Raw genomic sequence first — 12,898 nt, 5'->3', positions numbered from 1 at the left:
GCGTCGGCATAGGGCGCGAACAGCGCAGTCTCGCGCTCGGTCCAGCCGAGTTCGACGAGTGTGGGCGCTTCGATGTGATCGGGTTCAGGCACCCGCCAAGCATAGCGCGTGCGAACCCGATTGGCAGTCGGATGCTAGCGACGCGCCGCGCACACCACAGCAATCGACGTGTCGGCGAAGAGGTTGGGCAGGAACGACACCCGTCGCACCGCCTGCCACGAGTCTCCGCCGGAGAGTGGAATCTCCTGCTCGATCTCCCCACCGTTGGCGGCGACGAAGTCGCGGAAGTCCTTGAGCGTGGTGTGGTGGATGTTGGGCGTGTCGTACCACGAGAACGGAATCGACTCCGAGACCGGCATACGGCCCTTGAACGCCAGATACCCACGTACGCGCCAGTGACCGAAGTTGGGGAACGTGATGATCGCGCGCTCGCCCACGCGAAGCATCTCTCGAACCACGAGTGCAGGGTTGCGCACGACCTGCAGCGTCTGCGACAGCACCACGACGTCGAAGGCGTGGTCGGGGTATCCCGAGAGGCCCTCGTCGAGGTCGGCCTGGACGACTGAGAGCCCGCGCTCGATCGCTGCGGCGATCTCTGCGGGGCCGAGCTCGATGCCCCGTACGTCGCAGCCGCGCTCGTCACGCAGGTGCGCGATGAGCGAGCCGTCGCTGCAGCCCAGGTCGAGCACGCGGCTGCCCTGCGGCACGAGCGAGCTGACGAGTTGTAGGTCTGCGCGGAGCTGATCGACTGCGGTCACGAGGGCTCACCTCCCGCCTGCGCGAGCGCCTCGGTGAGTGCGCGCGTGAGGAACGGTTCGATGTAGCGGCGCTGCTCCTCGGGTTCGAGCAGGAAGGCGTCGTGCCCGTACGGGCTCTCGATCTCGGCGAAGCTGACCTCACCGCGCGCGCGACGGATCGCGTCGACGAGCCCCTTGGTCTGGTACGTGGGGAACAGCCAGTCGCTCGAGAAGGTGAGCAGGAGGAAGCGAACGGGCGTCTCGGCAAGCGCCTCGGCGACCGAACGGTGTCCCGCTGCGAGATCGAAGTAGTCCATCGACTTGGTCATGTAGAGGTAGGTGTTCGCATCGAAGCGCTCGACGAATCGGCGCCCCTGGTGCGCCAGGTAGCTCTCGACCTGGAACTCGGTCACGAAGTCGAACGCGAGATCGTCGCGGTCGCGCAACTGGCGGCCGAACTTGTCGCGCATCGACTCGTCCGACAGATACGTGATGTGGCCGACCATGCGCGCGATCGAGAGACCGTGCTCGGGCTCTGCACCGCCGTAGTAGTCACCGCCTGCGAAGTTGGGGTCGCCGAGGATCGCTTGGCGTCCAACCTCGTTGAACGCGATGGCCTGCGCGCCGAGCCGAGGGGTGGTGGCCACGCCGACGCAGGTGCGCACGCGCTCCGGATAGCGCTTGGCCCACGCGAGCGCCTGCATGCCGCCCATCGAACCGCCGACGACGGCGAGCAGCGTCTTCACGCCCAGCCGGTCGAGCAGCGCTGCCTGGGTGTCGACCATGTCCTCGACGGTGACGAGGGGGAATCTCCGCCCGTAGGGCGTCTCGGTCGTGGGATCGATCGAAGCGGGACCCGTCGTCCCGGAACACCCGCCAAGCACGTTGCTGCAGATGACGAAGTACTTCTCGGTGTCGATTGCCATGCCGGGACCGACCATGACCTCCCACCAGCCGGGCTTCTCGGCACCACGCTTATCCAGCCCGGAGGCCACGTGGCTGTCGCCCGACAAGGCATGGCAGATGAGGATCGCGTTGGTCCCGGTCGCGTCGAGCTCGCCCCACGTCTCGTAGGCGATATCGACGTGCTCAAGCCGACGACCCGACACGAGGTCGAGCCCTTCGGACAACGAGCATGTCAGGAGTCCCGAGGCGGGCGGCCCACCGGCCGCCGCGCCACGGGCATCAGCGTGAGTCACGCGTTACACCTTTTCCAGCGCCTGCTCGAGATCGGCGAGGATGTCCTCGATGTTCTCGATGCCGACGGACAGGCGGACGAAGTCATCGCCGATACCCGCCTTCACAAGCTCCTCTTGGGAGAGCTGTGAGTGCGTGGTCGACGCAGGATGGATGATAAGTGATTTCGCATCGCCCACGTTGGCGAGGTGTGAGAACAGCTCGACGCCGTTGATGAGCGTCTTGCCGGCATCGAGCCCGCCCTTCACGCCGAACACGACGACGCCGCCGTAGCCGTTCGTGAGGTACTTCTTGGCGTTCGCATGCGTGGGATGGGCCTCGAGCCCCGGGTATGCGACCCAGGCGACCTTGGGGTGGCTCTCGAGGTACTTCGCGACGGCGAGCGCGTTGTCGCTGTGGCGCTGCACGCGAAGCGAGAGCGTCTCGACGCCGAGCAGGAACTGCTGCGCGTTGAACGGCGAGAGCGAGCTACCGAGGTCTCGGAGCAGGTTGACCCGCGCGCGGATCGCGAAGGCGACGTTGCCGAGGCCCGGGAAGTCACCGAAGACGTCCCAGAACTTCAGGCCGTGGTAGCTCGCATCGGGCTCAGTAAACTCGGGGTGACGGCCCTGACTCCAGTCGAAGTTGCCGCCGTCGACAAGGATGCCACCGAGCGACGTGCCGTGACCGCCGAGCCACTTGGTGAGTGACTCGATGACCACCGCTGCGCCGTGATCGAACGGGCGGAACAGGTACGGGGTCGCGAACGTGTTGTCGACGAACAGCGGTACGCCCAGCTCACGGCCGGCTGCCGCAAGCGCATCGAAGTCGGGGACGTCGAGGCGCGGGTTGCCGATCGTCTCGACGAACCACGCGGTCGTGGTGTCATCGGTCGCGGCGACGAAACCGGCCACGTCGGTCGGCTCCACGAAACGCACGGCGATACCGAGCCGCCGGAAGGTGTGCAGGAAGATGTTCCAGGTGCCGCCGTACAGCGACGTCGAGGCGACGACGCTTCCGCCGGTGTTGGTGACGTTGAGCAGGCCGAGAACCTCTGCCGCGTGACCCGAGGACAGGGCCAGGGCCGCCGAGCCGCCGTGGAGCGCTGCGACGCGCTGCTCGAGCACGTCGTTGGTCGGATTCATGATGCGTGAGTAGATGTTGCCGAAGGCACGCAGGCCGAAGAGGTCTGCGGCGTGGTCCGTGTCCTTGAAGTTGTAGGCGACCGTCTGATAGATCGGGACGGCGCGTGAGCCGGTCGTGGGGTCAGGCGATGCTCCGCCGTGGATTGCGATGGTGTCGAAACGCGGGGTGGTCGAGTCGCTCATGGCTACCAGCCTCTTTCCTGAGTGCGTGTCTGATGGGGACGATACCCAACCTTGGCTCTAAGCGCGAAGGTCGGCCGAAGGCCGCCCGGATCCGGCGCATACGCCGATAGACCCGGGCTGGGTCATCATCATGTCCATCATCGTCACGAACTCAGACGGGCGAACCATGATTGCTCGATCACACCTCCTTGAAGCACTCGGGGCCGGCACACCGGCCACATCGAAGTTCCGCACACCTTACGGCCTCACCGATTGGAGCGTCAAGGAACGAATCCGCACCTTCGAGGGGCGGAAGCGACGCGTGTGAGGAGCGCAACAGGGGTATCCTCGGATTCGCACCGGCCTGCGCCGAGGAAGGAATCACCATGAAGCAGCGACTCGGAGCCGTAGAGCGGCTCTTCCCCATGCCGTGCGTGCTTGTCGTGGGAGGCACGATGGAGCTGGCCGATACACTCGCGGTCGCGTGGATCAACGTCGTTTCCTCAACACCTCCCACCATCGCCATGGGCCTGCGCAAGACGCGCCGCACGCTGGAGCTCATCCGCGAGACCGGCGGTGAGTTCACCGTCAACATCCCGGACACCGCGCTCGCCGCTCAGGTCGACTACTGCGGGATCGTCTCAGGCGGCACCGCCGATAAGTTCGAGGCGACCGGCCTGACGCTGGCGCGCTCCTCGGTGGTGGGCGCCCCGATCATCGAGGAGTGCCCGTACAACATCGAGTGTCGCACCACGCACGAGGTGGAGGTCGGCGAGTACGTGGTCGTGTTCGGCGAGATTGTGGAGGCGCATGCCGAAGAACGCCTGCTGCGTGAGGGCGCCAACGTAGTCGAGATGGACGATCTCGACCCGCTAATCTACATCGCGGGGGCGCGCGAGTACCGCGGCCTCGGACCAAAGCTTCACGACGCATACAAGATCGGAAACGAGTTCCGCAAAGGATCGCCCGAGTGACCGATGCGGAATCGCAGCCGCGCACGCCGTTCTCGGTCCGATTCGCTGTGCGCAGTGAGGCCCGGCTCCTCGCCGCGATCGTGCGCGAGTCGTTTCAGACGGAGGCGGCCGTGTTCGGGGACATCCCGCCCCTCCATGAGTCCGCAGCCGACATCGAAGCCACCTTCGACGCCGGGGACGTGACGCTGGTCGCCGAGATGCAAGGCGTGCCGGTCGGTACCGTCCGCGGCGAGACGGTCGAGGGCGGCACGCTGATGGTGCGGCGCCTCGCCGTCCTCGAAGAGTCTCGAGGCCGCGGAATCGCACGAGCACTGATGACGGCCCTCGAGGACGCCTACCCCGACGTACCTCGTTTCGAGCTCTTCACCGGCATGCGCAACGGCGCGGCGTTGTCGCTCTACGAGTCGCTCGGGTATGTGCGCGAGGGCACGGTCGAGATCGCGCCGGGTGTCGAACTCGTGACGCTCTCAAAGCGCGGACGAGCCGCACGCTCCTGCCGCTGATCGCGTGCGCGACGCCGCCTCTGCACCCTGGCGAGGAGCGGCCCCACCGCGACGAGCGCTGTGCTACGCAATCGCGTCGGCGAGCCAGTCAACAAGCGGCTTGGTACGCAGGAAACGCTCCATGCACCAGTCGACGAACTCGGGCCCAGCGAACTCCGGCGGCACCGGTTCGGTCTTCTCGATCGCGTGCACCGCGGTGTACTTGAGCAGCTCGGCTCGGGGTGACTCTGCCGAGAATCCCGCCGGCACGCGCGCGAGCGTCTTGTCGCCCAGCTCGTAGCCCTCGGCAGTCAGTCCGTCGAGCATCGCAGCAAGCTCTTCACCCGTCGCGGGAGCAATGATCGCCGCACGCAGCCGGGCGAGGTGCTCGGGCGCGAGCCAGTGAGCGCCGCCACCCACCCATATGCCCTCGGGGACGATGCGAACGAAGTAGCCAGCAGCGCCTTTGCGGTCGGGACCGATCCAGAACCACATGTCCGAGTAGGTCTTGTACGGCGACTTGTCGCGGGCGAAACGTGTGTCGCGGTTGATACGGAAGATCGAGCGGTTCACCGCAGGCACGCACTGCACCCGCGGGTCCACCGCCGCAAACGCCACCCCCACCGCGTCCACGAACGCCTTCTGGCGATCGAGCAGCTCACCGTCGAATCGTGCTCGGTTTTCGGTGAACCACTCACGCTCGTTGTTGGCCGCCAGCTCGCGCAGGAACGAAAGCGTCCCCGCCGAGAATCCGTCGAATGTCATGCTCTGCCTCCTGGTCTGCCCGAGCGGGGTGTCGCGCTTACGCGTACTCGGGTATGTTCCCACGAGCGGGCCGCGATCGGCGCGCAGAACCCAAGGAGCCCTGTGAAGAACCGCCGCCTGCTCATCATCTTCGGCATCGTGCTCGTGGACATGCTGAGTTTCTCGCTCGTGTTGCCGCTCCTCCCCTACTACGCGACGCAGTTCGGTGCGTCCCCCGCGATCGCCGGCCTGATCTTCTCGAGCTACCCGCTCATGCAGGTGATCGCTGCGCCGGCGCTCGGCCGCCTGTCCGACGTGTGGGGCCGCAAGCCGGTGCTCCTTCTCTCGATCGCAGGCACAGCATGCGCACTGGTGCTGCTCGGCCTGTCGAAGTCGCTGTGGATGCTGCTGGCCAGCCGCATGATCGACGGAATCACCGGCGGCAACATCAGCGTCGCCCAGGCATACATGACGGACGTGACCGACGAGAAGGACCGCGGCCAGGCGTTCGGCCTCGTGGGCGCTGCGTTCGGCATCGGCTTCATCCTGGGACCTGCAACCGGCGGCGTGCTCTCGCAGTACGGCCAGATGGTCGCGCCGTTCACCGCGGCGGCCCTCGCCCTCGGAAACCTGCTGCTCGTCGCATTTGTCTTGCCCGAGTCGCTCTCGGCCGAGCGCCGCGCCGCGGTCAAGGCCGAGCCGGCAAAGGGGTTCAGCATCCGTGAGCTCGGCTCGACGCTGTCGCTTCCACGAGTCGGTCCGCTCATGGCCGTCCGCATCGTCATTGGTTTCACGTTCGCGGTCTTCGAGGGCGGCTTCTCCCTGTGGGCCGCCAACGCACTCGGATTGACTGCGACTCAGAACGGGCTGTTCCTCGCCTACGTGGGCGTCATCTCGGTCATCATCCAGCTCGTCCTCATCAAGCCCCTGACCAAGCGCTTCTCCGACCCGCAGCTCATCACCTGGTCGACACTTCTCGCCGCGGTGATGCTGCTCGCGTGGGGATTCTCGCCGAACCTCGTGGTCTTGGCCGCCCTCATGCCGTTCCTGTCGCTCGGAATGGCGGTCGCCAACACCATCCTGGGCAGCGCGCTCACCAAGTCGGTCTATCCCGATGAGGTCGGCGGCGTCATCGGCCTGTCGACCGCCACGGGGTCGCTCACGCGCATCCCGGCGCCATTCGTGGCGGGGCTCCTTCTCGGCGTTGCGGGTTGGGGGCCGGGCGTCTTGGCTGGCGCACTGACGCTGATGATCGTCCCGTTCGCCTACCGTCGCCTCATCCAGCGCCCCGACGCACCGCTGCCGCCGCGCGAGATCCCGGTGGCGGCGCACTCGGTGCCCGCCGAGTAGAGCACCCCGTCCCCAGGAATACGAAGAACGGCTCGGACCCCTGCCCGAGCCGTTCTCGTTCGCGCTGCCGACCCCTAGGCCGACAAGCGCGCCATCCTCAAGCGCTCAGAACCGCAGGCACGGCCCCTCGCGCATCGAGATCAGTAGCCCTCGCTATCCAGCCGGACCTTACCGGCGAACACACGGTAGACGAGGAAGATGTAGAACAGAACCAGCGGCACACCGATCGCCGCGATGATGAGCATCACGGTCAGCGTGAGCTGCGATGACATTGTGCTAGCGATCGTGAGCGGTGCGCCCGGCCCCAGACTCGGTACCAGGTTGGGGAAGATCGAAGCTGCCCAGATGCCGACGAGCGACACGGCGGACAGCGAAATCGCGTACCACGCCGAGAGGTCCTTGCCGCCGTTCATCGACAGGCGACCCCAGGCGATCGAGACCACCAGCAGCGCGACGAACACCCAGCCGACGATCGAACCGGTGACGTTCGCAAACACGTTCTTCGCGAACAGTGCGGTGACGGCGGTAGCCACAACGACAAGCGCGGTGAACGCCCACGCCAGCGTCGAGCGCATGGCCACCGTACGCTTGTAGAGGTCGCCTTCAGACTTCACGGCGAGCCATGACGCACCCTGCACCAGAATCATCGAAAGACCAAGCACGCCGATGACGAGCTGGAAGGGGTTGAACCCGTTGTGGATGCCGAGCAGCGTGAAGAAGTTGCCGGCGAACTCACCATCAGTGGCAAGCGGCACTCCAAGCGCGATGTTGCCCACGGCCACGCCGAACAGCAACGACGGCAGCGCGCTCCCGATGGTGAATGCCCAGTCCCAGACGCCGCCCCACGCCGGATCGTGCGCGTGGAACTCGAAGGACACGGCGCGGAAGATCAGCGCGAAAAGCACGAGCATGAGCGCGAGATAGAAGCCCGAGAACACCGTGGCGTACACGGCCGGGAACGCTGCGAACAGCGCGCCGCCGCCGGTAAGCAGCCACACCTCGTTACCGTCCCAGACCGGTCCGACCGACCTGCGCATGACCTCTTTGTCCTCGGCCGACTTGCCGAGGAACGGAAGGAGTGTGCCGACGCCAAGGTCGAATCCGTCGAACACCGCATAGCCGGCGAGGAGCACGCCAACGAGCACGAACCAGATGATGCCGAGAACTTCGTGAGTCATCGTGTGTCCCTCCCTACTCTGCGGTCTTGGTCGAGGCGGCGGCCGTTTGCGGGCCCTTCTTGATGATGTTGAGCACCACGCGCGCCCAGCCCACAAACAGCAGCGCGTAGATGACGAAGAAGATCGCGATGGTCAGGGCGATCTGGTAGGCGGGAACCACCTTCGAGACCGCGTCGACCGTCTTGAGGCCCCATGCGGGGTCGGGGAACTTATCGATGGGCGGCGTGACGATCCACGGCTGACGGCCAATCTCGGCGGCAGCCCAACCCATCTGGATGCCGATCTCGGGAAGCAGCCACGCCCACATGAGGAACTTCAGCAGGCCGCGCTTCTCTTCGAGCTTGCCGGTGCGGTTGATCCACCAGAAGTAGGCGGTCACGACGATCAGCAGCAAGAACACCACGATCATGAGGTGGTACGTCTGATACGTCGCCTGTAGCGGCGGATGCAGGTCGGCCGAGAAGTCATTCAGACCCGGCAACGGCTTGGTGAACGTGAAGCTCTCGAGGAAGCTCACGCCGCCGGGAATCTCGATGGCGACGGTCTTCTTGTTGACCGTGTCCACCCAGCCGACAAGGCCGAGCGGCATGGGGCCTGTGTCCCAGTGGCCTTCCATGGCAGCCATCTTGACCGGCTGCTGCTGGACGACCTCGACTGCTTGGAAGTGACCGGTGAGCCCCATCGCGATCGAGCCGATGAGAGCGATGATGAGTCCGTACGAGATGCTACGGCGACCGAAATCCTTGTGCTCACCCTTCAGTAGGTGATACGCGCCAACTGCGGCAGCCATCATCCCACCGGTGATGATCAAGGAGTTGACGGTATGGAAGTAGCGCGGCCACGTCGACGGGTTGAAGCCGGCGGCGAAGAAGTTGGTCATGACCGCCTTGCGAACGCCATCAACGATCTGGACCTCGTAACCACGCGGGGTCTGCATCCACGAGTTGGCGATGATGATCCAGAGCGCGGACAGCAGAGAACCGAGCCACACGAGCCACGTTGAGACGTAGTAGAACTTCTTCGACACCTTGTTGCGGCCGAAGAGCAGCACACCCAGGAACGTCGACTCCAGGAAGAACGCGAACAACCCCTCGGCAGCGAGCGGTGCACCGAAGATGTCACCGACGAACCGGGAGTACGAGGCCCAGTTCGTGCCGAACGCGAACTCCATCGTGATGCCTGTGGCCACGCCGATGGCGAAGGTGGCTGCGAATATCTTGATCCACAGCGTCGACATCGCCTTGTCTTCTTCTTTACCGCTCTTGTAGTACGCGCGCTCGAACAGGACCGTCACCAGTCCAAGCCCGATCGACAGCGGAACGAAGAAGAAGTGGTACGCGACCGTGAACGCGAACTGGAACTTAGCGAGCGCTACAGCGTCCATTCCCCCTCATCACCTTCCCTTCCTCCTAAAGCAGCCCCGCCAGGGACTTGGTAGAGAGATAATCCCCCACCATGGTGTCTACCTCGCGCCAAACCTTGTGAACCTCGCACTCGGACATGCGATCGCACCAGTTGGCATCGCGCGAGCAAACCGAACATGACACGTCGCCCTGCATGGCATCGGCGACGTCACGCAACGTGATCTTGTCGGCTGGGCGCGAGAGAAGAATGCCGCCGCGCGCACCGCGACGGCTCTCGATGAGCCCGGCCGCGCCGAGTTCACGCTGGATTCCACGAGCGAACGCGTACGGTACGTCCTGTCGCTCAGCGAGCTCACGCACTGAGAGTGGTCCACCGTCACAGCGTGCGAGCTCGAGCAGGATACGGATCGCATAGTCCGTACGTCTTGTGACCTCCAACGCCCGCCTCCACTCAACCCATCCGATCAAACCAATTGCTATACCTTCGGTATCATATACCTATGTGAGAGCGATTGCGCAAGAGGGAGACGGCGCCTCCACACCCGGGGGCTCGGCACGCACTTCTGCCGCGGGCGGGCCTCACACCTCCCTCACCTCGCGCATTTCCGCTACGCTACGCAGACACACTTATTGCATCTATCGCTTTCATAGTGATTGCGACCTGGGGTAGACGAGGGGAATCCATGGCGACCGACGCCGATACGAACAAGTGCCCGGCACCTCTTGCCGTTCCGAGAGGCCGCGACTCATCGCTGGACAGCTGGACTGTGATCGCCGAGCAGCAGTGCCCCGTCGATCCGACGCTCTACGTCGAGTACGACGTGAAGCGCGGCCTGCGCGACCAGACCGGTAAGGGCGTGCTCGCCGGCCTGACACGCATCGGTGACGTCGTCGGCACCGTCCCCGAGGGCGACCAGCTCGTTCCCGCCCCCGGCAAGCTCATGTACCGCGGCATCGAGGTCACCGAACTGGTCGACGGCTTCGTAGCCGGCGGTCAGCACGGCTTCGAGGAGACGGCCTACCTGCTGCTGTTCGGAGCACTTCCCGACAAGGGAGAGCTCGAGGAGTTCGACGCGTACCTCTCGGACATGCGACGCATGCCCCGCTCCTTCATCCACGATGGAATCCTGCGCATGCCGAGCCGCGACATCATGAACGCGATGATGCGAGGCGTGCTCGGCCTGTACACGCTCGACGCTGCGGCTGACGACACCTCGACGCGCAACGTCTTGCGCCAGAGTCTGCACCTCATCGCGAAGTTCCCCATGCTCGCCGTCTACGCCTACCAGGCCTACCTCGACGAGTTCCACGGCAAGAGCCTCGTCATCCACCGCCCCGAGCCGGAGTACTCGACCGCCGAGAACTTCCTGCACATGCTGCGCCCCAACTCCAGCTTCACTCCGCTCGAGGCGCTCATCCTCGACATCTCGCTCGTTCTCCACGCCGAGCACGGCGGCGGCAACAACTCGTCGTTCACGACGCACGTCGTGTCGTCGACCGGTACCGACACCTACTCGTCGATCTCGGCATCCCTGGGCTCGCTCAAGGGTCCTCGCCACGGCGGTGCGAACCTCAAGGTCGTCGGCATGTTCGACGACATGAAGGACAACCTCACCGACTGGGAAGACGACCAGCAGATCTCGGACTACCTGCACCGGCTGCTCGACAAGCAGGGCTTCGACCGCTCGGGACTCGTCTACGGCATGGGGCACGCGGTGTACTCGGTCTCCGACCCGCGCGCCATCCTGCTGCGTGACTACGCGCGTAAGCTCGCCGCCGAGAAGGGCTGCTCGGAGGAGTTCGAACTGCACGAGCGGGTCGAGCGCATCGCGCCGATGATCGTCGCGGCACGCCGTCGCGCCTACAAGGGCGTCAGCGCCAACGTCGACTTCTACTCAGGCTTCGTCTATCGGATGCTCGACATTCCGCCGGAGCTCTACACGCCGCTGTTCGCGATCTCGCGCATCGTGGGCTGGAGCGCACACCGCCTCGAAGAACTCGCAGCCGGCGGCAAGATCATCCGCCCCGCGTACAAGAGCGTTTCACCGTTGCAGGACTACGTTCCGTTCGCCAAGCGGTAGCGGCACCCTCTGCTACTGCACCTCGTAGCCGCTCTCGCCCACGCCGATGGTCACCGTGTCGCCCTCGTGCACGCGGCCCTCGATGAGCGCCTTGGCGACGCGATCCACGACCTCGCGCTGGATCATGCGCTTGAGTGGCCGCGCACCGAACACCGGATCGAAGCCGTCCAGTGAGAGCCGCTCCACAGCCGCCTCCGTGAGCACGAGCGCTATCTTGCGCTCAGCCAGGCGTGCGCGGACGTGCTCGAGCTGCAACTCCACGATCGCCTCGATCTGGTCGAGCGAGAGCGCGTGGAAGGTGACGACGTCATCGATGCGGTTGAGGAACTCGGGCCTGAAGGTCGCACGCAACGCTTCTTGGAGCATGCGGTCGCGCTCTTCCTCCGAGGCGCCTCCCTCGGCAAACATCTGGATGAACTGGCTGCCCACGTTGCTGGTCATGATGATGATCGCGTTCTTGAAGCTGACGATGCGTCCTTGCCCGTCGGTGAGGCGCCCGTCGTCGAGCACCTGCAGCAACACGTTGAACACGTCGGGGTGCGCCTTCTCGATCTCGTCGAGCAGGATGACGCTGTAGGGCCTGCGACGCACCGCTTCGGTGAGCTGCCCGCCCTCGTCGTACCCCACGTAGCCCGGGGGCGCGCCGATGAGGCGCTGGACGCTGAACTTCTCCATGTACTCCGACATGTCGATGCGCACCATCGCGCGCTCGTCGTCGAACAGGTACGACGCGAGTGTCTTGGCGAGCTCGGTCTTGCCGACACCCGTGGGCCCGAGGAACAGGAAACTTCCGATTGGCTGATCGGGGTCCGAGAGCCCGGCTCGGCTTCGCCGAATCGCACCCGCAACCGCCGAGACAGCCTCGTCCTGCCCGACGACACGCTGGTGGAGGACTTCCTCGAGCTGCATGAGCTTGGCCATCTCGCCCTGCATCATGCGGCTGACCGGCACGCCGGTCCACGCGCTCACGACCTCGGCGACCTCTTCCTCGGTCACCTCTTCCTTGAGCATCGCCCCGGTCTCTTGCTGCAACTTCAGCTTCTCGTCGGCCTCGACAATCGAGGCCTCAAGCTGCGGGATGCGCCCGTAGCGAAGCTCGGCCGCCCGCGTCAGGTCGCCGTCGCGAGTCGCGCGCTCCTCCTCGCCTCGGGCCTCGTCGAGATCGGCGGTGAGCTGCTGGACGCTCGTGATGACGTCCTTCTCGTTCTGCCACGCGGCACGCATGCCCGCCGCCGTCTCGTTGACCTGGGCCATCTCGGCACGCAGTGCCTCGAGACGCTCGAGACTCGCAGTGTCGGTCTCCTTGGACAGCGCCATCTCCTCGATCTGGAGCTGGGTGAGCTGGCGCTCGATCGTGTCGATCTCAACCGGCATCGAGTCGATCTCGATACGCAGCCGGCTGGCCGCCTCGTCCACCAGGTCGATGGCCTTGTCGGGCAGGAAGCGGTCGGCGATGTAGCGGTGCGAGAGGCGCGCCGCGTCCACCAGCGCCGCGTCCTGGATGC

Annotated in this window: 12 protein-coding genes; 4 read left to right on the top strand and 8 right to left on the bottom strand. The window is 65.3% G+C overall.

Annotation, left to right across the window (positions count from 1 at the left end):
• Positions 1–134: 134 nt before the first annotated feature.
• Genes metW through HGB10_06350 form a run of 3 tightly spaced genes read right to left on the bottom strand, consistent with a single transcriptional unit; the run spans position 135 to position 3,241 of the window.
• Positions 135–758, bottom strand: a complete 624-nt coding sequence (gene metW / locus HGB10_06360; GenBank protein NTU71424.1) for a methionine biosynthesis protein MetW — start codon at positions 756–758, stop codon at positions 135–137.
• Positions 755–1,936: a homoserine O-acetyltransferase gene (locus HGB10_06355; GenBank protein NTU71423.1), complete on the bottom strand. Its 1,182-nt coding sequence runs from the start codon at positions 1,934–1,936 to the stop codon at positions 755–757. The genes metW and HGB10_06355 overlap by 4 nt, the downstream gene beginning before the upstream one ends.
• Before the next feature lie 3 nt (positions 1,937–1,939).
• Positions 1,940–3,241 (bottom strand): bifunctional O-acetylhomoserine aminocarboxypropyltransferase/cysteine synthase, encoded by a 1,302-nt coding sequence (locus HGB10_06350; protein NTU71422.1) that lies wholly within the window; start codon positions 3,239–3,241, stop codon positions 1,940–1,942.
• A gap of 365 nt (positions 3,242–3,606) precedes the next feature.
• Between HGB10_06350 and HGB10_06345 the strand changes: the two genes are divergently transcribed.
• Positions 3,607–4,194 (top strand): flavin reductase family protein, encoded by a 588-nt coding sequence (locus tag HGB10_06345; protein NTU71421.1) that lies wholly within the window; start codon positions 3,607–3,609, stop codon positions 4,192–4,194.
• On the top strand, positions 4,191–4,697 hold the full coding sequence (locus tag HGB10_06340; protein ID NTU71420.1) for a GNAT family N-acetyltransferase: 507 nt from the start codon (positions 4,191–4,193) through the stop codon (positions 4,695–4,697). The genes HGB10_06345 and HGB10_06340 overlap by 4 nt, the downstream gene beginning before the upstream one ends.
• 63 nt (positions 4,698–4,760) lie before the next feature.
• Here the strand turns inward: HGB10_06340 and HGB10_06335 are convergent, their stop codons facing one another.
• A complete protein-coding gene (locus HGB10_06335) occupies positions 4,761–5,441 on the bottom strand; it encodes a DUF2461 domain-containing protein (protein ID NTU71419.1) in 681 nt (226 codons plus the stop codon).
• Between the two features lie 150 nt (positions 5,442–5,591).
• Between HGB10_06335 and HGB10_06330 the strand changes: the two genes are divergently transcribed.
• Entirely contained in the window at positions 5,592–6,770 is a 1,179-nt protein-coding gene (locus HGB10_06330; protein NTU71418.1) for an MFS transporter, read from the top strand.
• Between the two features lie 140 nt (positions 6,771–6,910).
• Here the strand turns inward: HGB10_06330 and cydB are convergent, their stop codons facing one another.
• Genes cydB through HGB10_06315 form a run of 3 tightly spaced genes read right to left on the bottom strand, consistent with a single transcriptional unit; the run spans position 6,911 to position 9,750 of the window.
• Positions 6,911–7,948, bottom strand: coding sequence for a cytochrome d ubiquinol oxidase subunit II (gene cydB, locus HGB10_06325; GenBank protein ID NTU71417.1), 1,038 nt, complete (start codon positions 7,946–7,948; stop codon positions 6,911–6,913).
• Positions 7,949–7,961: 13 nt separating this feature from the next.
• Complete coding sequence (locus tag HGB10_06320) at positions 7,962–9,332, bottom strand: cytochrome ubiquinol oxidase subunit I (GenBank protein ID NTU71416.1); 1,371 nt, start codon at positions 9,330–9,332, stop codon at positions 7,962–7,964.
• A gap of 25 nt (positions 9,333–9,357) precedes the next feature.
• Positions 9,358–9,750, bottom strand: coding sequence for an Rrf2 family transcriptional regulator (locus tag HGB10_06315; protein NTU71415.1), 393 nt, complete (start codon positions 9,748–9,750; stop codon positions 9,358–9,360).
• Positions 9,751–9,995: 245 nt separating this feature from the next.
• On the opposite strand from HGB10_06315, the gene HGB10_06310 reads away from it, so the two are divergent.
• Positions 9,996–11,393 (top strand): citrate/2-methylcitrate synthase, encoded by a 1,398-nt coding sequence (locus tag HGB10_06310; GenBank protein NTU71414.1) that lies wholly within the window; start codon positions 9,996–9,998, stop codon positions 11,391–11,393.
• Positions 11,394–11,405: 12 nt separating this feature from the next.
• On the opposite strand, the gene HGB10_06305 is transcribed toward HGB10_06310, so the two are convergent.
• On the bottom strand, positions 11,406–12,898 hold a 1,493-nt coding region (locus HGB10_06305), incomplete at its 5' end, for an AAA domain-containing protein (protein NTU71413.1).

The organism is Coriobacteriia bacterium, from assembly GCA_013334745.1.
Classification (GTDB): Bacteria; Actinomycetota; Coriobacteriia; order Anaerosomatales; family JAAXUF01; genus JAAXWY01.
This window is presented reverse-complemented; position numbering and strand designations above follow the sequence as displayed.